Origin of the sequence: Streptomyces sp. NPDC001714 (genome assembly GCF_042892755.1) — a bacterium.
Classification (GTDB): Bacteria; Actinomycetota; Actinomycetes; order Streptomycetales; family Streptomycetaceae; genus Streptomyces.
In genome coordinates, this window is the sequence record NZ_JBIAUL010000022.1 from 158,102 (window position 1) to 182,386 (window position 24,285).

Genomic DNA, 24,285 nt, shown 5'->3' on the forward strand with positions numbered 1-24,285 from the left:
TTTTATTCTTTGTTCTCAAAAAAAAACAAAAAAATTTTAAAAAACAACCCCCCCCCCCCCCCCCCCCCCCCGCGCGCGGGGGGGGGGGGGGGGGGGGGGGGCCCCCCCCCCCCCACCCCCCAGAGGCCGAATCCGGATCAGCCGACCGGCGGCGTCCCGTGTGTGTGGAAGGACTCGATCGTCTTGAGCCCCCACGCCTGCCCCTTGGCCCGTTCGGCCTCGGTCCAGGTGACCAGCGGCCAGTCGGGGGCCAGCACCAGCCGGGTGAGCGGGTTGCACAGCTCGATGCGGTTGCCGCCCGGCTCGTAGACGTACAGGAAGAACGTCTGCTGGATGGCGTGCTTGTGCGGGCCGGTCTCTATGAACACGCCGGTGTCGATGGCGAGGTCGGCCGCGCGCAGGATGTCCTCGCGGGTGTCGGTCGCGAAGGCGATGTGGTGCAGCCGCCCGGTCGAGCCGGTCCAGTCGGACGTGTAGACGACGTCGTACGACTTGTGGGTGTAGGTCAGCCAGCGGGCCGCGATCGTCCCGTTGTCGAGGCGGACCTGCTCGGTCGACCGGGCCCCGAGGACCTGTTCCTGGAACTCGGCGTTGGCGAGCACGTCGGCGGCCAGGAAGTTGACGTGGTCCAGGCGGCGCACGCCGACACCGCGGTTGGGCTTGGCCTGCGGCTGGTTCTTCAGCGCGGGCTTCAGCTCGTCCGGCGCCCGGTAGTGCTCGCTCTCCCAGTACAGGGCGTGCTCGTGGCCGTCCGGGTCGGTGGTGACGTAGAGCTTGCCGAGGCCGGGCTCGTCCTCCACCCAGTGGCCGGTGCCGCCCGCCTCCTCGACCGCCTTGATCCGGCGGTTCAGGGCCTCCTCGCTGGAGGTGCGCAGGGCGAGCCGGCCGAGGCCGGGCCGGTCGCGAGCGGTGAGGACCAGGCTGTGGTGCTCGTAGTCGTCGTACGTCCGCAGATGGACGGTGTCGCCGTCCTGGCCGTTGACGGTCAGTCCGAGGTAGTCGGTGAAGAAGGCGACGCTGGCGTCCAGGTCCGGGGTGAACAGTTGGGCATGGCCGATATGGGCGATGTCACCGAGGGGCGGAGCCATCGTTGCCTCCTTGAGGTGGTGCGGAAAGGGCGGCGGCGCGCGGGAAGACGGTGCCGTCGAAGATCTTGCGGGCGGTGCGGACGACCGCGGTGCGGCGGGCGACCGGCGGGGAGCCGGCGGACCCGGGGTCGACGCTGGTGTCGATCTCCAGGAATCCGGTGGGGTGTTCGATGCGGACCCGGTCGCCGTGGTCCGGGAGCCGGGCGATCCCCTCCCCCACGCTGCCGGGCAGCCTGAGCCCGGCGGCCACGCTGGCGGCGCCCAGGACGCCGATCGAGGTGTGGCAGCGGACGGGGATGAAGGTCCGGGTGGTGACCGCGCCGCCGTCGCGGGGCGGGGCGAGCAGGCTGAGCTTGGGCACGGTGGCGGTCTCGACGTCGCCGAGGCCCATCAGCTTCCCCGCCGCGAGCCGGATCTCGTGGAGGCGGTCGGCGAGGGCCAGGTCCTCCTCCAGGTCCCTGGGCTCCTCGTACCCGGTGACCCCGAGGGCGCCCGCCGCGACGAGCACGGTCGGCATGCCGTTGTCGACGCAGGTCACCGCGGTGTCCGCGACGGTGTCGCGGACGTTGCCGGTGGGCAGCAGCGGGCTCTCGCCGGCCGGGAACCCGATCACCACCGGGGCGGCCGTGCCGGGCACCCCGGAGATCTCGGCGTCCCCGGTGTAGTCGACCCGCCCGCCCGGGGTCGGGAAGGAGGCGGTCGCCAGCTCCCCCGTGTTGAGCATCCGGATCCGTACCGAGGTCTCGCCGTCACCGGGGGCCACGAGCCCCCGCTCCACGGCGAACGGCCCGACTCCGGCGAGGATGTTCCCGCAGTTCTGACGGTCGGTCACTTCCGGCCGGTCGACGGCGACCTGGAGGAAGAGGTAGTCGACGTCCGCCGCCGGGTCGTCCGACACCGAGACGACCGCCACCTTGCTGGTGAGGGGGTGTGACCCGCCCAGGCCGTCGATCTGGCGCGGGTCGGGGCTGCCCATCACCCGCAGCAGCAGGTCGTCCCGGACAGCGGGGTCCGCGGGCAGGTCCTCGGCCAGGAAGTACGCGCCCTTGGAGGTGCCGCCGCGCATCAGCATGCAGCGCACCTCCGCAGGCCCGGTCATGTGCCCTGCTCCTGGTACTCCTCGTACGACTTGTACTCGACGCCGAGCCGCTGGAGGGTCTCCCTGAGCCCGTAGCGGTCCAGGCCCAGCTGGCCGTCGAGGAACGCGGCGCGGGTCGCGGCCTCCTTGGCCTCGCGTGCCTCGGACTTCTCGGCCGTCTCGCGGACGCGCTCGCGGGGTACGACCACGACCCCGTCGTCGTCGGCGAGGATCACGTCACCCGGGTTGATCACCTGACCGTCGATCGCGATCGGTACGTTGACCGAGCCGCCGGTGGCCTTGACCGTGCCCTGCGAGGAGACCGCCCGGGACCAGGCGGCGAAGCCCATGTCCCGCAGCTCCTGGGTGTCGCGGACACCGGTGCCGAGGACGACCCCGCGCACCCCGCGCTGCTTCAGGGCGGTCGCGAACAGCTCGCCGAACAGCCCGTCCGTGCAGGGCGAGGTGGTGGTGACGACCAGGATGTCGCCCTCGCCGCACTGCTCGACGGCCGCGTGGATCATGAGGTTGTCGCCGGGCCAGCTGAGGACGGTGACGGCCGTGCCCGCGACCCGCACGCCCTGCTGGATCGGGCGGATCCCGGGGCCGAGCAGCCCGGTACGGTCCATGGCCTCGCTCACCGTGGCGACACCGAAACCGGCGAGGACGTCGACGTCCTTCAGATCCGCCTTCGGCGGGTTGGTGACGATCACGCCGCTCATGCCAGCTCCTTCGCGATCTGCGGGAACGGCCGCATGAACGCCTCGGCCATGGTGTTGTGCGCCAGGCCCAGGTTGGGTCCGGCGTTCCGCCTGAGCTGGACGCCCCGGCGGACGGCGAGGTCGGTGTAGTAGGCCCACAGGTGCTGCTGGGCGCCGAGGCACTCCATCGCCTTGCGCTTGGTCTCCCAGACCTCGGTGATGTCGAGCAGGACCTCGGGCCTGAAGCCGCTCATCTCGGGCTGGTGCGGCTCGAAGTAGAAGACCGGCGGGGCGCCGATGATGTCGCCCTCACCGGGGTAGCCGATGGCCTGGGCGAGGATGCGCGCCTCCAGGGCCATGCGGTTGGCGGCCGGGTGGTCGCCGTTGTAGGGGTCCTCGACGGGGTGGGTGAGCACGACGTCGGGCTGGGTCTCGCGGTAGACGGCGACCAGCTGGTCGGTCAGCTCGGCGGAGGCGACCAGCGGGTAGTCACCGGCGTCGAAGAAGCGGACCTCGGCGCCGAGAGCGCCGGCGGCCTTCTCCGCCTCCTCCCGGCGTATCGCCTTGATCTCCTCGAGGTTCCTGCCCTCGCGCCACGCCTTGGCGGACTCGCCGCGTTCACCGAAGGTCAGACACGCGATGGTGACCTTCTCGCCGCGGGACGCGGCCAGGGCGATGGCTCCCCCCGCCCGCCACACGAAGTCCCCGGCGTGCGCGGTGACGACCAGGGTGGATCGCGGTGGGGTTGTGGCAGGCGCGTTGGCGTGCGTCATGGAAAAACTCTCCTTGGTGGACAGGTGTGCGCCCACCCAGCCCCGGGCGTGCTCAGCCGCGCAGTGCTTCGATCACGCTCGTGAGGTGGGCGCGGACGGCCGCCTCGGCCGCCTGCGGATCCCTGGCCCTGATCGCCTCGATCATCGCCAGATGCTCGCTCAGGGAGTGCTGCGGACGTCCGGGGCGCAGCGCCAGCTGGAAACGGTGCCGCACCAGTTGGGCGTTGAGCCGCTCCAGCAGTTCCACGGCGGTCTGCTGGCCGGAGATCACCCGGATCTTGGCGTGGAGGTCCTGGTTGAGCTCGGAGTAGGTGACCGGTTCGCCGTCGGCGACGGCCTTGGTCATGGCCGTGCCGAGGTCCGCGAGGTCGGCGAGCTGCTCGTCGCTGGCCGCGACGGCCGCCTTGGCCGCGCACAGCCCCTCCAGGACCATGCGGCACTCCGTGATCGCGACCGCTTCCTCGACGGTCACCACCCGCACCCGTGAGCCGCGGTTGCGGATCCGCTCGACCAGTCCCTGGGCCTCCAGATCGATCAGTGCCGCACGGATGCTGGCCCGCGTCACACCGAACTCCTCGGCGAGCTCGTTCTCCACCAGCCGCTGGGCCGGGGCCATCTCGCCGTGCAGGATCGCCTGCCGCAGCAGCGTGAACGCGTGCTGCTTGGCCTGCTCTCCGGTGCTCGGACGGGCTTCCTTCGGCATTGCGCCCTCCCTGAGTGAGTGCCTGTCGAACGTAAATCTAGCCAAACAAGATTGTCAACAATTTTGTCTGCTGTATTGCCGGGGAAATCCGGCGAGCCGAGCGCTCAGCCGGTGCGGTACAAGTCGCTGAGCAGTTCGAGAACGGCCTGGTGGGCGGGGTGCGGATCGTCGCGCCACCAGGCCAGTCGGACGACGACCGGCTCGGCGTCCCGGACCGGCCGGTAGACGATGCCGGGCCGCGGGTACTGGTTGGCGGTCGACTCGGCGGTCACGCCGACCGCGCGGCCGGCTCCGATGGCGGTGAGCCAGTCGTCGACGTCGTGGGTCTCCTCGACGACCGGCCGCGACTCCGGTGGCCACAGCTCCGGGGTGGTGGTGCCGGTGCGCCGGTCGACCAGGAGGACCCTGCCGGTGAGGTCGGCCAGGCGCACGGTGCGGCGCCGGGCCAGCGGATCGTCGGCGGCCAGCGCGCACAGCCGCCGTTCCAGCCCGACGACGGCCGAGTCGAACCGCCGGTCCTCCAACGGCCGCCGTACGACGGCGAGGTCACAGGCCCCTTCGCCGAGCCCGGCGGACGCCGTGTTCACCCGGACGAGATGCAGCTCGGTCCCGGGGTGTGCGACGGTCCAGCCACGCTGGAAGGCGACCGTGTGCCGCCCCACCGCCGACCAGGCGTACCCGATCCGCAGCCGGGCCGGACCCGAGACGGCCTCCTGGACCAGGTCGGCGACGTCCGCCAGCACCCGCCGGGCCCGCTCCACCACCCGCACCCCGGCAGCCGTGGGCGTCACCTCACGCGAGGTCCGCCGCAACAGCCGTACCCCCAGGGTCCGTTCGAGACCGGCCAGGGTGCGGGAGACCGCTGCCTGGGACACTCCCAGGGCGATCGCGGCATCGGTGAAGGTGCCCTCGTCGACGATGGCGACCAGACAGCGCAGCTGCCGCAGCTCGACCTCATCCATACGCACAGCGTATAGATCCCGGGTCGCATGCATTTTGCGCATGCGCCGGCCGGGCGGACGCTCCTGTCATGCGACGAGCCCTCGAACGCCCGGCCTCCTCCCCCGCGCTCTCCCCCTCCGCACCGAACCCCCTCTCCGGCATGGCGGCCATGGTCGGCAGCGGCCTGTCCAACCAGACCGGCGCGGCCGTCGGCTCCCTCGCCTTCCCGGTCCTCGGCCCGCTCGGGGTCGTGGCGGTACGGCAGTACGTGGCCGCACTCGTCCTGGTGGCCGTCGGCCGGCCTCGCCTGCGCGCCTTCACCTGGCGGCAGTGGTGGCCGGTGCTGCTGCTGGCGGTGGTCTTCGGCACGATGAACCTGGCCCTGTACACCGCGATCGACCGGATCGGCCTGGGCCTGGCGGTCACCCTGGAGTTCCTCGGCCCGCTGACCATCGCCCTCGCCGCGTCCCGCCGCCGCCTGGACGCGGGGTGCGCGCTGCTGGCGGCGGCGGGGGTGGTGGTGCTGATGCGCCCGCAGCCGTCGACGGACTACGCGGGGATGGGACTGGGCCTGGTCGCCGCGGGCTGCTGGGCGTCGTACATCCTGCTCAACCGGGTGGTCGGCCGCCGGATACCGGGCGCGCAGGGCCCGGCGGCGGCAGCGAGCGTGTCGGCGTTGACCTTCCTGCCGATCGGGATCGTCGTGGCGGTACGACACCCGCCGACGCCCGCTGCGGTGCTCTGCGCGGTGGCGGCGGGCGTGCTGTCGTCGGCGGTGCCGTATCTGACCGACCTGCTGACCCTGCGCAGGGTCCCACCCCGGACCTTCGGCCTGTTCATGAGCGTCAACCCGGTGCTGGCGGCGGTGGTGGGGTGGGTGGCGCTGGGGCAGGGGCTGGGGGTGCCGGCGTGGGCGGGGATCGGGGCGGTGGTGGCGGCGAACGCGCTCAGCATGGCAACGAGGGCCGGCTGAGGCGCCCCGTCAGGGGCGCGGGGCTGTATCGCGATATCCCGCTCCGCCGCGCGGGCGCGACCGGCCCCACCGGCCCCAGCCCCCGCGCCCCCCCCCCCCCCCCCCCCCCGCCCCCCCCCCCCCCCCCCCCCCCTCACCTCACGGCCTCCCCCACCCCGCACCCACGGCAACTGCCTGCCGCCGCCCGGGCATTTGCTCATGGATTCCATCGCGAAGTGGTCACCGGGGCCCCGACAGCTCCCCCAGCCAGTAGCCGAAACCCCGCCTGGTGCGGATCAGCGCGGGGCCGCCCCGGTCGACCTTGCGCCGGAGCCGGGAAACCAGCTGCTCGATGGCGTTGTCGCCCCGGAACTCTCCCCAGACGTACCGGCTGATCTGCTCCTTGGACAGCACTTTCCGGGCGTTGACCAGGAGGTGGCGCAGCAGCCGGTACTCGGCGGGCGTCAGGTCGAGGGTGCGGCCGCCCCGGTGGGCCCGGCACGTGCCGTCGTCCAGGACCAGGTCCACGTGGTCCAGCGTGCCGCCCCGGCGGGCCGGACCACTGCCGTCCACGTCCCGGAGCAGCACTTTGACCCGGGCGAGGACCTCGGCGATCCGGAAGGGCTTGGTGACGCAGTCCCGCTCACCGGCGCCGAGTTCGGGCACCAGCCGGGCGAGGGACTCGCAGGCGGCCAGCAGCAGGACCGGCGGCCGGCAGGGCCGGTTCGAGGCGGCCCCCCGGAGCGAGGTCGTCGAGGCCGGGCAGTTCGGCGTCGATGACGACCAGGTCGTACGGGTGCTCCGCGAGCCGCCGCGCCACCTCGGCGCCACTGGCCGCCGCACCGGTCCGGTAGCCCGCCAACTCCAGCGTGGAGGTGAGGAGTTCGACGGCGTCCCGGTCACCGACGGCGACCAGGAGCCGTTGTCCGCTGCCACGGGCGAGCACGGGGGGGCGTGGGAGAGCTGCCGTACACGGGGGGACCCATTCGTTCGAGGCGCCGCCAATTCGATTGCTTGACTCAAGTAAGCCACATGTGCTTGCCTAACTCAAGTAATCGGGGTCGTCCTGAGCGGAGGCCGCCCCGAGGGTCTGCCGCGGCCGGCCCGCGCGCCGGGCCCCGTGGGGACGGGAACCGGCGCGGCCCTCGGGCCGGACGCCGGCTCACTCCCCCCGGCCCGGCGGCCGGCCCGAAGGCGCCTCCCCGGCCGCACGGCCCGACGAACCTCCACGGCACCACCAGAAAGCGAGAGTCACCCCATGGCCACGATGAAGTCCGTACAGACCGGTGGCGTCGGCAGGATCGAGGTCGTGGACGTCGAGCGTCCCGTACCCGGTCCGAAGGACGTGCTGGTGAAGATCCGCGCGGGCGGCATCTGCGGCACCGACGTCACCTTCCTGCACATGGGCGGCATGCCCGCCCGCGCCCACCTGGGCGGCGACCTGGTCCCGATCGCCCTGGGCCATGAGCCGGCCGGCGAGGTCGTCGAGACCGGCGCCGAGGTCACGGGGCTGAAGGTGGGCGACCGGGTGGTGGTGAACCCGCAGGACGCGCCCACCGGGATCATCGGCTGCGGCGGCCGGTACGGGGCCCTCAGCGAGTACCTGCTGATCGAGAACGCCGAGGTCGGCCGGAGTGTCGCGGTGTTCCCGGACACCGTGCCGTTCGAGGTCGCCTCCCTGAACGAGCCGATGGCGGTGTCCCGGCACGCCGTCAACCGTTCGCAGGCCGCTCCGGACGACAAGGTGGTCGTGTTCGGCGCCGGGCCGATCGGGCTGGGCGCGGCGATCTGGCTGAAGCTGCGGGGTGTCAGGCATGTCGTCGTCGCCGACGTCATCCCGGCCCGGCTGGAGAAGGCGCTGGCCGTGGGCGCGGACGCCGTGATCAACTCCGCGGAGGAGGACGTCACCGAGCGGCTGACCGAGCTGCACGGGCACAGCGCCAACGCGCTGGGCCAGCCCCGCCCCGGCACCGACGTCTTCATCGACGCGGCCGGCGCCCCGGCCGTCTTCAACACCGTGGTGGCCAACGCCCAGTGGCACGCCAGGCTGGTCATGGTAGCCGTGCAGAAGAAGGGCGAGATCGACCTCGGCGGCATGCTGCGCAGCGAGCTGACCCTGGTCGCCTCGCAGGGCTACCCGACGGAGATCTTCGAGGTCACGCCCGAACTGGTCGAGCACCACGAGCGGTTCGCGAAGCTGATCAGCCACCGCGTCCCGTTCGCCGACGTCCACCGCGCCTTCGAGCTGGCACTGACGCCGGGGGCCGCGGAGAAGGTCGTCGTCACCCTCGACGCGTAGCGGAGACGGGCGCCAGCCACAGCCCGAGGAGCGCGTCGGTGAGCCCGGTGGCCGCGTCGCTCCAGGTGGCACGGGGCGTGGCGGTGCCGTCGGCCAGGGCGCGTTCCCGTTCGGCGCAGGTGTGCAGGATCAACGTCCGTGCCATCAGGCCGCGTTCGGCGCGGACCTCGGCGGGCAGTTCCGGCAGCCGCCGGTTCAGCTCGTCGACGGCCTGGCGCAGCGACGGCGAGGTCAGGGACTCCTCGACCATGATGTCGTAGAGGGCGGGGTCGGTCATGACCTGGGCGCAGAAGCGGGCGTACCAGGTCGGGCTGCCCAGGCTCGCGAGGTGTTCGGTGATCGGGCGGACCAGGCAGTCCACCCGGTCGCGGATGTCGTCGGAGTCGCCGGTCTCGGCCAGCAGGCGGACCCGGATCTGCTCGATCCGGTCGAAGTGCCGGGAGGCGACGGCGCGGACCAGGTCGGCCTTGGTGCCGAAGTGGTAGCCGACAGCCGCGTTGTTGCCCTGGCCTGCGGCCTCGCTGACCTGACGGTTGGAGACGGCGTACACGCCCTGTTCGGCGAAGAGCCGCTCCGCCGCGTCCAGGATGGCCTCCCGCGTCGCGCTGACCTGGTCCGCCCGCGCCGTCCTGCCCGCCATGCCCACCACCGCTCCGGGACCGACCACCGCCCGGCCCGGCCGGTCCCGCGAGCCGCACCGGGGCCCCGCCCGAAGCGGCGGGGTCCAGCCGAAGAAGCCTACGCGGCAGTGCCGCGGAGTACGGAAATCCCCTGCCAGTACAGTAAATCAAGCGACTGACTTAAATATTGCGCGGTCGCGTCGATTCCCGCCTACGGAGGCCCTGTTCCATGTCCGAAGCCCCTGTCCAGCCCGCCGGGTCCGCGAGACCGGTACGACCGAACCCGAACGCCGTGGTGGCGGTGCTGGCACTGTCCGGTATCACCGTCTCGCTGATGCAGACCCTGGTGATCCCGATCGTCCCGGAACTGCCGAAGTACCTGGACGCCTCCGCGTCCAACGCGGCCTGGGCGGTGACCGCGACCCTGCTGGCCGCCGCCGTGGCCACCCCGGTGGCCGGCCGCCTCGGTGACATGTTCGGCAAGCGGCTGATGCTGCTGGTCAGCCTGGTGCTGCTGGTCTCCGGCTCAGTGGTGGCCGCGCTGAGCGACACGCTGGTCCCGATGATCGTCGGCCGTGCCCTGCAGGGCCTCGCGGCCGCCGTGGTCCCGCTCGGCATCAGCATCATGCGCGACGAGCTGCCGCCCGAGCGCCTCGCGGGCTCCACGGCGCTGATGAGCGCCTCGCTGGGCGTCGGTGGCGCGCTCGGCCTGCCGGCCGCGGCGTTCATCGCCGACCACTACGACTGGCATGTGCTGTTCTGGACCTCCGCCGCCCTCGGTGTCGTCGCGTTCGCACTGGTCATGCTGCTGGTTCCGGAGTCCAAGGTGCGCTCGGGCGGCCGCTTCGACGCGGTCGGCGCGATGGGCCTCGCGGTCGGCCTGGTCTCACTGCTGCTCGCCGTCTCCAAGGGCGCCGACTGGGGCTGGGCGAGCGGCACCACACTCGGCCTCTTCGCGCTCGCGGTCGTCGTGCTGCTCGCCTGGGGCTTCTTCGAACTGCGCACCGCCCAGCCGCTGGTCGACCTGCGCACCACGGTCCGCCGCCAGGTGCTGTTCACCAACCTCGCCTCGATCGCCTTCGGCTTCTCGATGTTCGCGATGTCCCTGGTGATCCCGCAGCTGCTCCAGCTGCCGACCCAGACGGGCTACGGCCTCGGCAGGTCGATGCTGACGGTCGGGCTGGTGATGGCCCCGCAGGGCCTGGTGATGATGGCCTTCGCCCCGCTCTCGGCCGCCATCACCAAGGCCAGGGGGCCGAAGGTGACGCTCATGATCGGCGCGGTGATCGTCGCCGCGGGCTACGGCCTCAACATCGTCCTGATGTCCGAGGTCTGGCACCTGATCCTGGTCTCCTGCGTCATCGGCGCCGGTGTCGGCTTCGCCTACGGCGCGATGCCCGCGCTGATCATGGGTGCGGTCGCGGCGTCGGAGACGGCCGCCGCGAACAGCCTCAACACGCTGATGCGGTCCATCGGCACATCGGTGGCGAGTGCCCTCGCGGGGGTGATCCTGGCCCAGATGACCATCAGCCTCGGCGGCACCACCCTGCCCTCGGAGAACGGCTTCAAGGTGGTCATGGCGATCGGCGCGGGCGCGGCCGTCCTGGCCTTCGTCCTCGCCTCGTTCCTGCCCGGCCGCCGCCCGGCGGAGACGGAGCCCGTCCCGGCCCCGGCGGCGCCCACGGCCGAGTCCGTGCGCTGAGCGGCGGACGGTGATCCACGACGGCGGGCCGTGCCTCCAGGGGCGGCCCGCCGGCCCACGGACGATGGTCACGGGAGACCGACCGGAGCGACCGATGAGCACCCCCTGGCAGCGCTACGCCGATGAGCACGCCCGTACCGTCGACACCATGGCGGCGGTGCTGCTGTTCGCCTCGTTCCTGCTCGGCAGCGAGATCACCATGAGCGCCGGCTCCCAGCCGCGCGCGGCCGGACCCACCATCGCCCTCGCCACCGTCGGCTGCGGTGCCCTGCTCTGGCAGCGCACCCGGCCGCGCACGGTCGTCGCCGTCGGCGCGGCGGCCACCGCGGCCGCCGCCGGGCTCGGGCAGCTGCCGACCCCGCTGCTGCTGGGCGGCCTGATGCTCGCGCTGTACCGGCTGGCGGTCGACACCGACCGGCCCACCGCGCGCCGGTACTACTTCGCGAGCCTCGCGCTCGTGGTGACCGCCGCCACGGTCCTCGCCCCGGCGGGCGTCCCCTGGCCGCTGGAGACGGTCAGTCCGGCCGCCTGGCTGCTGCTGCCGGTGGTCGCGGGCAATGCCGTACGGCTGCAGAGCGCGTATCTGGAAGCCGTGCACGCGCGGGCCGAGTACGCGGAGCGCCGCCGGGAGGAGGAGGCCCGGCACCGGGTCGCCGAGGAGCGGATGCGGATCGCGCGGGAGCTGCACGACGTGGTCGCCCACCATCTGGCCCTGGCCAACGCCCAGGCGGGCACGGCGGCCCACCTCTCACGCACCCATCCCGACCAGGTGCACCGGATCCTCCAGGACCTCGCCGGTACGACCGCCTCCGCGCTGCGCGAGCTGAAGGCCACCGTGGGTCTGCTGCGGCAGACCGGCGACCCGGACCTGCCGCTCGCGCCGAGCCCCGGCCTCGACCGGCTGCCGGAGCTGACCGATGCCTGCGCGTCCGTGGGGCTCACCGTGCACGTCAGCGTCGAGGGCAGCCCGCGGTCGCTGACGGCGGGCGTGGACCTGACGGCGTACCGGATCGTGCAGGAGGCGCTGACCAACGTCACCAAACACGCCGTCGCCGAGGCCGCCTACGTCCGGATCGGCTGGTCCCGGGACAGGCTGACCCTCACCGTCACCGACGACGGCACCGCCACCGCCCCGGCCGAACCCGCCCAAGGGCAGGGGTTCGGCCTGATCGGGATGCGCGAGCGGGCCCAGTCGGTCGGCGGCGCCTTCACCGCCGGGCACCGGGACGGCGGCGGCTACGAGGTCACCGCCCGGCTGCCGCTCTACCCCGCCGCCACGGAACCGGAAGAACGGAACCCATGACCATCCGCGTGCTGCTCGCCGACGACCAGGCCCTGCTGCGGGCCACCTTCCGGATCCTGATCGACTCCTGTCCCGACATGGAGGTGGTCGCCGAGGCCGCCGACGGCGCCGAGGCGGTCGCACTCACCCGCGAGCACCGGCCCGACATCGTCCTGATGGACATCCGGATGCCCGGCACCGACGGGCTCGCCGCCACGGCCGCCGTCTGCGCGGACCCGGAGCTGTCCGCCGTGCGGGTGCTGATCCTGACCACGTTCGAGGTCGACGAGTACGTGGCACAGGCGCTGCGGTCCGGGGCGAGCGGCTTCCTCGGCAAGGACGTGACCGCCGACGCGCTGCTGACCGGGATCCGTACGGTGGCCGCCGGCGAGTCGCTGCTCTCCCCCACCGCGACCCGCACCCTCATCACCAGGTTCCTCGCCACCCCCGCGCCCGGTGCCCGGCTCGCCGCCCCCGAACAGCTGCGCGTGCTCACCGCGCGCGAGCGCGAGGTCATGGCGCTGGCGGCCCAGGGCCGCTCCAACGAGGAGATCGCCGGGATGCTGTTCGTCTCCCCGCTGACCGTGCGCACCCACATCCACCGGGCCATGACCAAGCTGGACGCCCGGGACCGGGCCCAACTGGTGGTGATGGCCTACCAGTCGGGGCTGGTGCAGCCCCCGCCGCCGGCGCCGGACGCCTGAGGCCTGTTCGGGGGAACCGGCGCCGCAAGGCGCGTGCGGCGGCCCTGACCGGTTCACATCTCCTGCGTGACCGCCCTGCCGCTGATCCCGCCCATGCTCGCCACTCCCGGCAGGCTGCCGCCCGCCGCGCAGGACGCCCGGTGGGCCTACGAGACCAAGCAGGACGGCCAGCGGGTGGTCGTCTACCTGCCCGGCGACGGCAGCGTGCTGCTGCGCGCCCGTTCCGGCGAGGAGATCACCGCCGCCTATCCCGAGCTGCACCCGCTGGCCAAGGCCCTTGGCCGCACCCCGGCGATCCTGGACGGCGAGGTGCTGGCCGTCGACGAACACGGGCGCGCCGACTTCCAGTTGCTGCAGAGCCGGATGGGCCTGGCCCACGCCCCGGCCCGGGCGGCGCGGATGGCGGCCCGGGTCCCGGTTCACCTGGTGCTGTTCGACGCACTCCTGCTGACGGACCCGCTGCTCACCATGGCGTACGCCGACCGTCGGACCCGCCTGGAGTCGCTGTCGCTGCAAGGCCCGTACTGGTCGACGCCGCGGGCCGTCGTCGGGCACGGCGCCGAGGCGCTGCGGGCGACCCGGGAGCACGGCCTGGAGGGCCTGGTCTGCAAGCGGCTCGACTCCGTCTACGAGCCGGGGGTGCGGTCCCGCGCCTGGATCAAGATCCGGAACATGCGGGCCGAGGACGTGATCGTCGGCGGCTGGCTGCCGGGCAAGGGGCGGCTGACCGGGCTGCCGGGGGCGGTGCTGGTCGGGCAGCGGTCCGCCGACGGGCGGCTGCGGTACGTCGGCGGGGTGGGCACCGGCTGGAGCGCGGCCAAGCGGACCGAACTGGCCGCGCTGCTGCGCGCCGCCGGGACCGACGCGTGCCCCTTCGACCCGGTCCCGCCGGTCCCGGGCGCCCACTGGGTACTGCCCCGGCTCGTCGGCGAGGTCAGCTACAGCACCCGGACCCGGGCCGGGCTGCTGCGCCAGCCGTCCTGGCTCCGGCTGCGCCCGGACCTCACGCCGGAGGAGTCGGCGGCGGACCTGCCGGAGGAGACGGGGTGACGGCCGGGCGGTCTCCGACGACGGCCGGACCGGGGCGACGGCCGGACCGGGCGGCGGCCGGACCGGGCGGCGGCCGACAGGATGTCGGAATCGGTGGTCGGCGGGAAGGTCTATCGTGTCCCCATGCCGGTACCCGAGTTGATCCGTATCGTCTCCCGTGACTCGCCGATGGCGCTCGCTCAGGTGGCCCGTGTCCGGGCCGAGTTGGCCGCGCTGTATCCGCAGGTGCGCACCGAGGTCGTGCCGGTGAAGACGACCGGTGACAAGTGGCTGGGCGATCTGTCCCTGGTCGAGGGCAAGGGGGCGTTCACCAAGGAGGTGGACGCCGCGCTGCTGGCCGGTGAGGCCGATCTCGCCGTGCACTGTGTGAAGGACGTGCCCGCGGACCGGCCGCTGCCCGCCGGGACGGTCTTCGCGGCGTTCCTGAAGCGGGACGACATCCGCGACGCCCTCGTCCACCCGGGCGGGCTGAGACTGGACGAGCTGCCGCCGGGCACCCGGGTCGGAACCTCCGCGGTCCGCCGGATCGCCCAGCTGGCGGCGGCCTACCCGCATCTGGAGTGTGTGCCCTTCCGGGGCAACGTCAACCGGCGGCTGGAGAAGCTGGCCGCCGGCGAGGCCGACGCGCTGGTGGTGGCGATGTCGGGCCTGGAGCGGATCGGCCGTACGGACCTGATCACCGACGTACTGGACCCGGAGACGATGATGCCGCCCATCGGCGCGGGCATCCTCGCGCTGCAGTGCCGGGAGGGCGACGCCGAGCTGATCGACGTGGTGAGCGGGCTCGGTGACCCGGCCACCTACCGGGAGGCCACCGCCGAGCGGATGTTCCTCCACGTGCTGCAGGGCCACTGCAACAGCCCCATCGCCGGCTACGCCCGGGTCGACGGCGGCGGTGAGCTCTCGCTGCGTGCCTGCGTGTTCACGCCGGACGGCAAGACCCGGCTCAACGCCCACGAGTGGGCGGGCCGCCTCGACCCGGCCACGCTCGGCACGTCGGTCGCCGTGGCCCTGCTGCGGCAGGGCGCCCGGGAGATCATCGACGGCATCCCGCACTAGGCGCTCCGCTGGAAGGGCCGCGCCGGGCCGTCGTGCGTCTGCAGCGGCGCCGTGGCTTTTCGCGCAGTTCCCCGCGCCCCTATCGGGCGCGGCTAGTGCCGCGCCAGGCCGTCGCCCGTCTGCAGCGCCGTGGATTTCGCGCAGTTCCCCGCGCCCCTGAAGGGGCGCGACGCGCCCTCGTTCGTCCGCGGCAGCGTCGTGGGGGCTCGCGCAGTCCCTCCCCCAGCGCCCCTGAGGGGGTGCGCTGTCGCTCAGGGAGTAGTAGGGCCGGGCTCCGTCTGGTCCTTGAGGAAAGCGGTGACCTGGTGGGCCAGGCTGCCCGGGCCGGCGCCCTGGCAGGCCGTGGCGGTGGTCGACTCCAGGATGCCGATGCCGCCCGCCCACAGGCGGCGTTCCGTCCACTCCTCGTCGACACGCAGGTGGACCTGGATGTCCACCTGTGTCAGGGCGGCCTCCGGGGCGGCGGCGTAGAGGACGGCGGTGGCGCGGCGCAGCGGGTAGACGTCGAAGCCCTCGATGAACTGGGAGTTGCGCCAGTCGATGAAGGCGCCCTCGCCGTCGGGGCCTACCCGGACGTCGATCTGGCCGTCCTCCAGCTGCACGCTGAAGTGGCGGGAGCCGCGGTTCTCGATGGTCACCCGGGCACTGAAGTACGTCAGCCCGGCCGCGGCGTCGTCCCGGCCGCGCGGCGGCTCGGACTCCTCCAGGCGGTGGACGCGGACCCGCAGACCGGCATGCTCGTCGTACTCGTGCCAGTCCCCGACCACGTTCGGCTCGTACACAGTGCCCCTCTCGACCCACGCTGTTTATCTGTGGGCTCAGCGCACTGTCAAATGAGCGGAATGCGCTGTGGCCAGGGGGTTCGCCCGCTTTGATCGCTGATCAAGCGTTGCGCAGCGGTTATCCCGCCCCGGGGGTCCGGGGCGGGGCACGGCCGCGTGCCGCACATCACGTCGGTGTACCTGCCACCCGCGCCCGGCTCAGCGGGCCAGGCGGCCGAGCAGTGAGGAGGCCGCGGTGACGCCGAGGGCGGCGGCGACCGCCAGCACGCCGAAGTCAAGGCCGAGGTGGGCGGGCGTGCCGAGCAGCAGGCCGCGCAGGGCGTCGACCTGGTAGCTCAGCGGGTTGATCTTGCTGACCACCTGGAGCCAGCCCGGCATGATCGCCAGGGGGTAGAGGGCGTTGGAGCCGAAGAACAGCGGCATGGTGATCGCCTGTCCGATGCCCATCAGCCGGTCGCGGCTGAGGACGATGCCGGCGATGCTCATCGACAGGCAGGAGAAGAAGGCCGAGGCCAGGACGACGGCCAGTCCGACGCCGAGGAGTTTCAGCGGGCTCCAGGTGAGCGAGACCCCGAGGACGGCGGCGATGACGATCACCACGACGGCCTGGATCAGGGACTTGACCCCGGCCGCGAAGGCCTTCCCGGTGATGAGGGCCGAGCGCGGGGTGGGGGTGACGAGGAGCTTGTTGAGGATGCCGGCGTCGCGCTCCCAGATGATCTGGATGCCGTAGAAGATCGCGATGAACATCGCGGACTGGGCGATGATGCCGGGCGCGAGGTAGTCGATGTAGGGGATGCCGCCGGTGGGTATCGCCCGTATCCGGGTGAAGGTCTGGCCGAAGATCAGCAGCCAGAGGGCGGGCTGGATGGCGCGGGTGTAGAGCTCGGTGCGGTCGTGGCGGAGCTTCTGCAGCTCCACGGCGCACATGGCGACCACCCGGGCGGGCAGCAGCCGCCAGCCGGAGCGCGGCTGGGGCGGGGTCAGCAGCAGGGACGTGCCCGTGCGCTCAGCCGACACGGTTCGCGGTGCGGCGGGTGCTTCGGACATCGCGGAAACCTCCTGACTGGTCGTCGAGGCCGCTGCCGGCCACGTCGCGGAAGACGTCTTCGAGGGTGGGCAGGGCGTCGGTGCCCCGGCGTTCGGCGAGGCCGCGCCTGAGTTCGGTGGGGGTGCCGAGGGCGCGGATGCGGCCGCGGTGCATCAGGCCGACCCGGTCGCAGTGCTGGTCGGCCTCGTCCATGTAGTGGGTGGTGACCAGGACGGTCATGCCGGTGGCCGCGCGTACGGAGTTGATCTGGTCCCACACGCCGGTGCGGGCGATCGGGTCGAGACCGATGGTCGGCTCGTCGAGGATCAGCAGCCGGGGTGCGCTGACCAGCGCCTGGGCCAGTTCGAGGCGGCGGACCATGCCGCCGGAGTAGGTGCCGGCCAGCCGGTCGGCGGCCTCGGCGAGGTCGACGGCCTCCAGCGCCTCGGCGACTCGCGCGGCGCGCTCGCGCCGGGGGACGTCGAAGACGCGGGCGAACAGTTCGACGTTCTCGCGTCCGGTGAGCCCGCTGTCGGCCGACAGCTGCTGGGGGACGTAGCCGAGCAGCCGGCGCACGGCCATGCGCTCCCGGCCGGTGTCGTGGCCGAAGACGCGGACCATCCCGGCGGGGACGGGCAGCAGGGTGGTGATGCAGCGGATGGCGGTGGTCTTGCCGGCGCCGTTGGGCCCCAGCAGGCCGAAGACCTCGCCCTCGCCGACGCTCAGGTCGAGTCCGTCGACGGCCTTGGTCTCCCCGAAGGAGTAGGACAGACCGGTACAGGCGACTGCGGTGGTGTCCGGCGTGGTGTCCGGCGTCATGATTCCTCGGCCTCCTCGTGCAGGGTGTCGGCCAGTCTCCGCAGCGCGGGAAGCGCGGCCCTGAGCGCCTCCCGGTCCGCCTCGTCCAGCCGGGCGACGTGACCGGCGACGAGTTCCGCGCGGCGGCGCTGCCAGTCGGCGAGTCGTTTCTCGGCGTCCTCGGTGAGCAGCAGCCGGGCGGCCCGGCGGTCGGCCGGGTCGGTCTCCCGGCGCATGAAGCCATCCTTGACGAGCTGGTTGACCAGCGTCGACACCGAGTTGCTCGCCAGGTACAGCTCCTTGGCGGCGTCCGAGATCCCGATCCCGGGCCGGGACTCCACCAGCCGCAGCAGCTCCACCTCGGCGCCGCGCAGCCGCGGCCGCGTGAGGCCGCGGCGCAGCCTGCGCCGGATCAGCCGCTGGATGCCGACCAACGCGTCGGCGAGTTCTTCCGGAAAGGTCTCCGATTCCACACCTCCAAGATTACCTCTGCTACAGAGGTATCTCTCCCACGGGAGGGTCAAGGGCGGCCCGAAGAGAAGACCACTGGAGAAATGAGAGGTATTTCACTTTCTCGAGCAGATTGTTTGCATTTAGCCCATTTGGGGCATCCGCAGTTCAGTGCTTCGGACCGGAGGCACGTGCGTGGGAGCCGGCTTCCGCCGGTCGCCCCGTGTCCTCCCGAGGGTTCGAGCGCGTTCCTCCCACGGTGTCCGTCCACCAGCACCGCTGAGGGAGGTGCGCTCGATGCGTACCACCTGCACACCCAGGTCCCATCCGCACGACGACGCCCCCGACACGGCCCAGGCCTTCGTACGGCTGGCCGCGCTGCCCGAGAGTCCGGAGCGCCGGGTGCTCCGGGACGAGCTGGTCGAGCTGTGGCTGCCCATGGCCGAACGGATCGCCGTGCGGTTCCGCGGCCGGGGAGAGACCCTGGAGGATCTCTACCAGGTCGCCGCGCTGGGGCTGGTGAAGGCGGTCGACCACTACGACCCGGCGCGCGGCCGGGCCTTCGAGGCCTATGCCGTGCCGACCATCACCGGCGAGATCAAGCGTCACTTCCGGGACCACATGTGGACCCTGCACGTGCCGCGCCGGGTGCAGGAGCTGCGCAACCGGGTCCGGGCCGCCCTCAAGGATCTGGACCAGACGACCCCGGGACGCCCGCCCACCGTCGCCGAGATCGCCGCGCGGGCCCAGCTGACCGAGGAGGAGGTACGGGCCGGGATGGAGGCCCTGGACTGCTTCTCGGCGCTGTCGCTGGACGCCGAGGTGCCCGGCGGCGACGGCTATGTGCTCGGCGACACCCTGGGCGGCACGGACCCCGGCTTCGACCTGATCGTCGACCGCGCGGCCGCCGAACCCTGCCTCCAGGGCCTGCCCGAGCGGGACCGGCTCATCCTGTACCTGCGGTTCTTCCGCGGTATGACCCAGAGCCGGATCGCCGAGCAGCTGGGTATCTCGCAGATGCACGTGTCCCGCCTGCTCAGCGCCTGCTTCGACCGGCTGCGCGAGGAGCTGCTGGCCGAGGCGGGCTGAGGCTCATCCGGTGGGCGGTGCGCCGGCGATCCGGGCGGGGCCTTTCGAGGGCTTCCGCCGGCTCGACGCGGATCTCGGCGGGCATGGTCGCCGGTGCGCCCCCTGATCCGGTTCGGCTCGCTCCCGCCGTCCGCCATGTCACCCGTCTGGCTCCGCGCCACCGGGGTACTCGGCAGGCATTTCCACCGCTTCCGGTTGGAGACTGGTGGCAGACCGGTCGCCCCGCCGGTCCCGACACCAGGACGCGAGTGCCATGAACGACGACACGCCTCCCCCCGGCCCCGCACAGAAGAAGCGAACGGTGGTCTCCACTCACTCGGTCTTCGGTGCCCCGTGCTGGGTGAGCCTGACCAGCCGCGACCTGCAGACGACCGAGGACTTCTACAGCGCCGTGCTCGGCTGGCGATGGCGCAGCGTCAGGCTCGGCGACCACTTCCGGATCGCGCTGGCGGACGGGGTGCCGGTGGCGGGCATCGCGGCGGTCGCCGCGATGTGGCAGATGGCGGTGGCCTGGACGCCGTACTTCGCGGTGCCCGACGCGGACGAGGCGGTGTCCCGGGCCCGCGAGCGCGGCGGCACCCCCGCGGTGGGGCCGCTGTCCTTCCCGCCCGGCCGGGCGGCGCTGATCGCCGACCGGGACGGGGCCGTCTTCGGCATCTGGGAGGGTGAGCTGGTCTCCAACTGGGAGACCTGGCGGCGGGCCGCCCCGACCTTCATCCGCCTGCACACCCGCAACGCCTTCGACTCCGCGATGTTCTACGGCGAGGTCCTCGGCTGGGCCTCCGACAAGCCGGGCTGCTGCGAGGTCGAGTACGAGGGCGGCGAGGTCGTGCTGCGCAGCCGCGGCGACGCCGTGGCGCGTATCGACTCGGGGGCGGTGGAGGCGGCCCCCGATCCGTCGGTACGGCCGCACTGGCAGATCCACTTCGCCGTCGCCGACGTGGCGGCCTGCGCCCGGATCGCCGAGAAGCACGGTGGCAGCGTGCTGAGCGAGGAGGACACCGAGGCGATCCTCCGGGATCCGGACGGCGCACAGTTCACGGTGACGACGTCACGCGGGGCGCGCTGAGCCGTGGCCGGGTTCGCCCTGGTGGTCGGGTGCGGGTGCGTCGTGGCTGGTCGCGCGGTTCCTCCCCCAGCCTACGGCCGGGGGTATCCCCAGCGCCCCTGAAAGGGGCGCTCACCGCAGCGCCCTGTTTCACCTCGACGGCCGCGACAGCACGACCATGCTTCGGGCCTCCACGCTCAGCCTCGTACCCGCCTTGCGCTCGCGTTCGTCCGGTGCCCCCTCCGGGTCGGCCGTGTCGATGAGGGTCGTCCAGCGCTCGCCGTAGGAGTCGTCGGGCAGCCGGAAGTCGACCGGTTCCCAGTGGCTGTTGAGGAGCAGCAGGAATGAGTCGTCGACCAGGCGCCGCCCGTAGGGGTCGCGTTCGGCGATGGCGTCGCCGTTGAGGAAGACGCCGACCGAGTGCGCGTCGGGCCGCTGCCAGTCCCGGTCGGTCATCTCGCGGGCGTCGGGCAGCAGCCACACCAGGTCGGGCAGCGGCTGCCCGGGATGCATGGCGGTGTCGCCGAGGAAGAAGCGTCGCCTGCGCAGCACGGGGTGGGCGGCGCGCAGCCCGATCACGTACCGGGTGAAGTCGGTGAGACTCTGCTGCTCCTCGGTCAGTTCCCAGTCGATCCAGGAGACTTCGTTGTCCTGGCAGTAGGCGTTGTTGTTGCCCCGCTGGGTGCGGCCGAGTTCGTCGCCGTGGCTGAGCATCGGGATGCCCTGGGACAGCAGCAGGGTGGCGAGGAGGTTGCGCTGCTGACGGGCCCGCAGTTCGAGGACGGCCGGGTCGGCGGTCTCCCCCTCCGCACCGCAGTTCCAGGACCGGTTGTGGCTCTCGCCGTCCCGGTTGCCCTCGCCGTTGGCGTGGTTGTGCTTGTCGTTGTACGACACCAGGTCGCGCAGCGTGAAACCGTCGTGCGCGGTGACGAAGTTGACGCTCGCCCGCGGCCGCCGTCTGCTGGCCTGGTACAGGTCGGAGGAGCCGGTGAGCCGGGAGGCGAACTCGCCCAGTGAGCCCGGCTCGGCCCGCCAGAAGTCCCGTACGGCGTCCCGGTAGCGGCCGTTCCACTCCGACCACAGCTGCGGGAAGTTGCCGACCTGGTAGCCGCCCTCGCCCAGGTCCCACGGCTCGGCGATGAGCTTGACCCTGCTGATCACCGGGTCCTGCTGGATCAGGTCGAAGAACGCCGAAAGCCGGTCCACCTCGTGGAACTGCCGGGCCAGGGTGGCCGCGAGGTCGAAGCGGAAACCGTCGACGTGCATCTCGGTCACCCAGTACCGCAGCGAGTCCATGATCAGCTGGAGCACGTAGGGGTGCCGCATCAGCAGGCTGTTCCCGGTGCCCGTGGTGTCGTAGTAGTGCGCCCAGTCGCCGTCGACGAGCCGGTAGTAGGAGGCGTTGTCGATGCCCCGGAAGGACAGGGTGGGGCCCAACTCGCTGCCCTCGGCGGTGTGGTTGTAGACAACGTCGAGGATCACTTCGAGCCCGGCCGCGTGCAGCGCCTTCACCATCGCCTTGAACTCGTTGACCTGCTGGCCCCGGCTGCCGAAGGCGCCGTAGGCGTTGTGCGGGGCGAAGTAGCCGATGGTGTTGTAGCCCCAGTAGTTGGACAGGCCCCGGTCCTGCAGGACGCCGTCCTGCACGAACTGGTGGACCGGCATCAGCTCGACCGCCGTGACGCCGAGCGAGGTCAGGTGGTCGAGGACCGCAGGGTGCGCGAGACCGGCGTAACTGCCCCTGAGCCGTTCGGGTACCTCCGGATGGGTGAGGGTCAGGCCGCGGACGTGGGCCTCGTAGATCACCGAGTCGGAGTACGGCCGCCGGGGCGGGCGGTCGTCGCCCCAGTCGAAGTAGGGGTCGGTGACCACGCCCAGCAGGGAGTGCCCGGCGCTGTCGGCCGGGGAGGGGCCGCCGGGGGTGCGCTCGTACAGGGAGGCGTGGTTGTCGATCTGGCCGTCTATGGCGCGGGCGTACGGGTCCAGGAGCAGCTTCGCCGGATTGCACCGGTGGCCGAGCTCGGGGTCCCAGGGGCCGGTGACCCGGTAGCCGTAGCGCTGCCCCGGCCCGACGCCGGGCAGGTAGGCGTGCCAGACGAAGCCGTCGACCTCGGTCATCGGCACCGTCGTCTCGGTGGCGGCATCGTTCACCAGGACCAGGTCGACCCGCTCGGCGACCTCGCTGAACAAGGCGAAGTTGGTGCCCTGCCCGTCGAAGGAGGCCCCCAACGGATAGGGGTGCCCGCTCCACACGGGCACCCCTTTCCGGGACTTCCTCGCGGTCACCGGGCGTCCTCCAGGACGCCCTCGGCGGATGCGGCCAACTGGGTGACCGGAAGGTCGCGCGGCACCTTGAGGACCTGGCGCAGCCGGGGCGCCGGCCCGGTCGGGACCAGCGGGACGCGCTCCCCGGACCGGGCGCGCTGCGAGAACCAGATGATCTTGCTGCCGGTCTCCGGGGCACAGCAGCCCCAGCCGTCGCTGGTCGCGGCGAGGTGCGCCAGGCACCCGCGCAGGTCCTGGTCGGGGCGGAGATCCCGGTCGTCGTCACCGATGGCGGTGATGAGGTGCTGCCCGTTCCACCACATCTCGATGGACGTGCGCTTGTCCGTCGCGTGCTGGTCGATGGCGGTCAGCAGCAGTTCGACACCGCGGCAGACGGGGTCCACGAGGTTGTCGAGATCCCAGTAACGCAGGTGGGCGGCCAGTATGCGGCTGACCTGTCCCACCCGTTCCGGGCTGACCTCCACGTCGAGGTGGTAGTAGCAGGGCACTGCGGTCTTCATTGTCGCTAGCTCCTCACCCACGAAGCTCCCGCTCCCCCTCACCCGTCCGGAAATCCGTTCCGGAAGCGCAGCGTGAGCGCTGGTCGCTCCTGAGTCACCTTCACTGTGCGGGCGCTACGCCATTCGTGCAACACGAGAGACTCCCGAGGTGGTTGAAGTTCCAACAAGACGCTCGGTCATCAGCCGTGCACCATGAGTGAAAGCCTCGATTCGCCGTAACGGCTCCGTGCCCCTTCCGTGCCCGGACGCTCCCCCGATCCGGGGACACGTGCCCATTCGAGAGCGTCGGAAGGAAAGACAAGGCCATGCTGCTACCCGCGAAGGCCGAGGTGGCCCGGCAGCTGCGGCGCTACCGGGCGTGGGAGCGCGTCATGCTCGCCTCGCCGCAGGACCGCGAGGTGCGGTCCACCTTCGAGGACTCGGGCTACACGCTGTGCGTGCTGATGGGCAAGCGCTGCGCCCGGGAGGCGGTGGACGCGGCCGAGCGCTACCTGCGCACCAGCCTCGTCACCTATGTGCGGGAACAGGGTGGGCGGTCCCAGCTGAGCGCGAAGGTCCGGCAGGGCCCGCCGCCGGAACGGCGTTCCGCGAGGCAGTGATCCCGCAGGCGGACCCGCGGGAAGACACCGGTCTTCCGGCACACAACGGACCGCGGAGCCGGGCCCCGGGCCCGGCTCCGCGCACGGCGGAGGTGAGACCCATGAAGGCGACTGAGGCCATCGGCCGCGTTCCGGTGCGTGACGTCCGGCCGGCCGTGGACTGCGGCAGGCGGCCGGCGAAGGCGGTCCCCGGCGAGACCTTCCAGGTCAGCGCCACCGTCTTCCGCGAGGGTCACGACGCCGTCGGCGCCAATGTGGTGCTGTGCGATCCCGACGGGCGCCCCGGCCCGTGGACGCCGATGCGGGAGCTGGCCCCCGGCACCGACCGCTGGGGCGCCGAGGTCACCCCGGACGCGACGGGCCGCTGGACGTACCACGTGGAGGCCTGGAGCGCCCCGCTCGCCACCTGGCGGCAGCACGCACAGGTGAAGATCCCGGCGGGCATCGACACCGGCCTGGTCCTGGAGGAGGGTGCCGAGCTGTACGAGCGGGCGGCCGCCGGGGTCCCCGAGGGACCTGAACGCGAGCGGATCCTTGCGGCTGCCCGGGCCCTGGGTGACGACTCCCTCCCCCTGCAGACGCGGCTCGCGAACGCCCTGGCCCCCGAGGTGGACGAGGTCCTGTCGCGGCATCCGCTGCGGGAGCTGGTGACCTGCTCCGAGCCCCTTTTGCTGCTCGTCGAGCGTGAACGGGCCCTGTACGGCTCCTGGTACGAGTTCTTCCCGCGCTCGGAGGGCACGCCGGAGCGGC

The 24,285-nt window shown here is 72.3% G+C and carries 26 protein-coding genes; 11 read left to right on the forward strand and 15 right to left on the reverse strand.

All coding sequences use genetic code 11. The features are described from left to right. Positions 1–137: 137 nt before the first annotated feature. The 6 genes from ACFY0P_RS42290 to ACFY0P_RS42315 all read right to left on the reverse strand — a co-directional run bounded on the left by ACFY0P_RS42290 (position 138) and on the right by ACFY0P_RS42315 (position 5,305). On the reverse strand, positions 138–1,088 hold the full coding sequence (locus ACFY0P_RS42290) for a catechol 2,3-dioxygenase (protein WP_388926298.1): 951 nt from the start codon (positions 1,086–1,088) through the stop codon (positions 138–140). Beyond that, entirely contained in the window at positions 1,069–2,187 is a 1,119-nt protein-coding gene (locus tag ACFY0P_RS42295; protein WP_388926301.1) for a 4-oxalomesaconate tautomerase, read from the reverse strand. Before ACFY0P_RS42295 ends, ACFY0P_RS42290 begins: the two co-directional genes overlap by 20 nt. Next, on the reverse strand, positions 2,184–2,888 hold the full coding sequence (locus ACFY0P_RS42300; RefSeq protein ID WP_388926304.1) for a 4-carboxy-4-hydroxy-2-oxoadipate aldolase/oxaloacetate decarboxylase: 705 nt from the start codon (positions 2,886–2,888) through the stop codon (positions 2,184–2,186). Before ACFY0P_RS42300 ends, ACFY0P_RS42295 begins: the two co-directional genes overlap by 4 nt. Further along, positions 2,885–3,640: a PIG-L deacetylase family protein gene (locus ACFY0P_RS42305; protein ID WP_388926307.1), complete on the reverse strand. Its 756-nt coding sequence runs from the start codon at positions 3,638–3,640 to the stop codon at positions 2,885–2,887. The genes ACFY0P_RS42300 and ACFY0P_RS42305 overlap by 4 nt, the downstream gene beginning before the upstream one ends. 52 nt (positions 3,641–3,692) lie before the next feature. Further along, a complete protein-coding gene (locus ACFY0P_RS42310; RefSeq protein ID WP_388926310.1) occupies positions 3,693–4,343 on the reverse strand; it encodes a GntR family transcriptional regulator in 651 nt (216 codons plus the stop codon). Between the two features lie 104 nt (positions 4,344–4,447). Further along, positions 4,448–5,305, reverse strand: coding sequence for a LysR family transcriptional regulator (locus tag ACFY0P_RS42315; protein WP_388926313.1), 858 nt, complete (start codon positions 5,303–5,305; stop codon positions 4,448–4,450). A 140-nt stretch (positions 5,306–5,445) separates the two neighbouring features. Here ACFY0P_RS42315 and ACFY0P_RS42320 point away from each other — a divergent pair, with 140 nt between their 5' ends. Next, on the forward strand, positions 5,446–6,258 hold the full coding sequence (locus tag ACFY0P_RS42320; protein ID WP_388926381.1) for a DMT family transporter: 813 nt from the start codon (positions 5,446–5,448) through the stop codon (positions 6,256–6,258). Positions 6,259–6,477: 219 nt separating this feature from the next. Here ACFY0P_RS42320 and ACFY0P_RS42325 read toward each other — a convergent pair whose 3' ends face one another. Continuing rightward, positions 6,478–6,903 carry a response regulator transcription factor gene (locus ACFY0P_RS42325; RefSeq protein WP_388926316.1) on the reverse strand — a complete coding sequence of 142 codons (426 nt, stop codon included), beginning with the start codon at positions 6,901–6,903 and terminating at the stop codon, positions 6,478–6,480. Next, a complete protein-coding gene (locus ACFY0P_RS42330; protein ID WP_388926319.1) occupies positions 6,881–7,183 on the reverse strand; it encodes a response regulator in 303 nt (100 codons plus the stop codon). Before ACFY0P_RS42330 ends, ACFY0P_RS42325 begins: the two co-directional genes overlap by 23 nt. A 312-nt stretch (positions 7,184–7,495) precedes the next feature. On the opposite strand from ACFY0P_RS42330, the gene ACFY0P_RS42335 reads away from it, so the two are divergent. Then, positions 7,496–8,536: a zinc-binding dehydrogenase gene (locus tag ACFY0P_RS42335; protein WP_388926322.1), complete on the forward strand. Its 1,041-nt coding sequence runs from the start codon at positions 7,496–7,498 to the stop codon at positions 8,534–8,536. Here the strand turns inward: ACFY0P_RS42335 and ACFY0P_RS42340 are convergent. Beyond that, positions 8,520–9,176: a TetR/AcrR family transcriptional regulator gene (locus tag ACFY0P_RS42340; protein ID WP_388926325.1), complete on the reverse strand. Its 657-nt coding sequence runs from the start codon at positions 9,174–9,176 to the stop codon at positions 8,520–8,522. The genes ACFY0P_RS42335 and ACFY0P_RS42340 overlap by 17 nt on opposite strands. Positions 9,177–9,385: 209 nt before the next feature. Between ACFY0P_RS42340 and ACFY0P_RS42345 the strand changes: the two genes are divergently transcribed. The 5 genes from ACFY0P_RS42345 (at position 9,386) to hemC (ending at position 14,953) form a co-directional block, all read left to right on the forward strand. After that, entirely contained in the window at positions 9,386–10,858 is a 1,473-nt protein-coding gene (locus ACFY0P_RS42345; RefSeq protein ID WP_388926328.1) for an MFS transporter, read from the forward strand. 94 nt (positions 10,859–10,952) lie between these two features. Beyond that, positions 10,953–12,161: a sensor histidine kinase gene (locus ACFY0P_RS42350; protein ID WP_388926331.1), complete on the forward strand. Its 1,209-nt coding sequence runs from the start codon at positions 10,953–10,955 to the stop codon at positions 12,159–12,161. Next, positions 12,158–12,844 carry a response regulator gene (locus ACFY0P_RS42355; RefSeq protein WP_388926334.1) on the forward strand — a complete coding sequence of 229 codons (687 nt, stop codon included), beginning with the start codon at positions 12,158–12,160 and terminating at the stop codon, positions 12,842–12,844. Before ACFY0P_RS42350 ends, ACFY0P_RS42355 begins: the two co-directional genes overlap by 4 nt. Positions 12,845–12,937: 93 nt before the next feature. Next, positions 12,938–13,894 (forward strand): ATP-dependent DNA ligase, encoded by a 957-nt coding sequence (locus ACFY0P_RS42360; protein ID WP_388926384.1) that lies wholly within the window; start codon positions 12,938–12,940, stop codon positions 13,892–13,894. Positions 13,895–14,017: 123 nt separating this feature from the next. Then, entirely contained in the window at positions 14,018–14,953 is a 936-nt protein-coding gene (gene hemC / locus ACFY0P_RS42365; protein WP_388926337.1) for a hydroxymethylbilane synthase, read from the forward strand. 251 nt (positions 14,954–15,204) lie between these two features. On the opposite strand, the gene ACFY0P_RS42370 is transcribed toward hemC, so the two are convergent. From ACFY0P_RS42370 to ACFY0P_RS42385, 4 genes are all read right to left on the reverse strand, one after another. After that, on the reverse strand, positions 15,205–15,735 hold the full coding sequence (locus ACFY0P_RS42370) for a hypothetical protein (RefSeq protein ID WP_388926340.1): 531 nt from the start codon (positions 15,733–15,735) through the stop codon (positions 15,205–15,207). A gap of 198 nt (positions 15,736–15,933) precedes the next feature. Further along, positions 15,934–16,785, reverse strand: coding sequence for an ABC transporter permease (locus ACFY0P_RS42375; protein ID WP_388926342.1), 852 nt, complete (start codon positions 16,783–16,785; stop codon positions 15,934–15,936). After that, complete coding sequence (locus ACFY0P_RS42380) at positions 16,745–17,584, reverse strand: ABC transporter ATP-binding protein (RefSeq protein ID WP_388926345.1); 840 nt, start codon at positions 17,582–17,584, stop codon at positions 16,745–16,747. The genes ACFY0P_RS42375 and ACFY0P_RS42380 overlap by 41 nt, the downstream gene beginning before the upstream one ends. Next, a complete protein-coding gene (locus tag ACFY0P_RS42385) occupies positions 17,581–18,036 on the reverse strand; it encodes a MarR family winged helix-turn-helix transcriptional regulator (RefSeq protein ID WP_388926348.1) in 456 nt (151 codons plus the stop codon). The genes ACFY0P_RS42380 and ACFY0P_RS42385 overlap by 4 nt, the downstream gene beginning before the upstream one ends. Before the next feature lie 274 nt (positions 18,037–18,310). Here ACFY0P_RS42385 and ACFY0P_RS42390 point away from each other — a divergent pair, with 274 nt between their 5' ends. Then, on the forward strand, positions 18,311–19,102 hold the full coding sequence (locus ACFY0P_RS42390) for an RNA polymerase sigma factor SigF (RefSeq protein WP_388926351.1): 792 nt from the start codon (positions 18,311–18,313) through the stop codon (positions 19,100–19,102). Positions 19,103–19,355: 253 nt separating this feature from the next. Next, the gene (locus ACFY0P_RS42395; RefSeq protein ID WP_388926354.1) at positions 19,356–20,171 is read left to right on the forward strand and encodes a VOC family protein; all 816 of its coding nucleotides are present in this window, start codon (positions 19,356–19,358) and stop codon (positions 20,169–20,171) included. Positions 20,172–20,300: 129 nt separating this feature from the next. Here the strand turns inward: ACFY0P_RS42395 and glgX are convergent, their stop codons facing one another. Further along, complete coding sequence (glgX, locus tag ACFY0P_RS42400; protein ID WP_388926357.1) at positions 20,301–22,436, reverse strand: glycogen debranching protein GlgX; 2,136 nt, start codon at positions 22,434–22,436, stop codon at positions 20,301–20,303. Further along, positions 22,433–22,936, reverse strand: a complete 504-nt coding sequence (locus ACFY0P_RS42405) for a pep a2 (RefSeq protein ID WP_388926360.1) — start codon at positions 22,934–22,936, stop codon at positions 22,433–22,435. The genes glgX and ACFY0P_RS42405 overlap by 4 nt, the downstream gene beginning before the upstream one ends. 305 nt (positions 22,937–23,241) lie before the next feature. Between ACFY0P_RS42405 and ACFY0P_RS42410 the strand changes: the two genes are divergently transcribed. Both ACFY0P_RS42410 and ACFY0P_RS42415 read left to right on the forward strand, forming a co-directional pair. Next, on the forward strand, positions 23,242–23,535 hold the full coding sequence (locus ACFY0P_RS42410) for a DUF5133 domain-containing protein (RefSeq protein WP_388926363.1): 294 nt from the start codon (positions 23,242–23,244) through the stop codon (positions 23,533–23,535). A 101-nt stretch (positions 23,536–23,636) separates the two neighbouring features. Then, positions 23,637–24,285 (forward strand): maltotransferase domain-containing protein (locus tag ACFY0P_RS42415; RefSeq protein WP_388926366.1); only part of this gene is annotated, 649 nt, incomplete at its 3' end.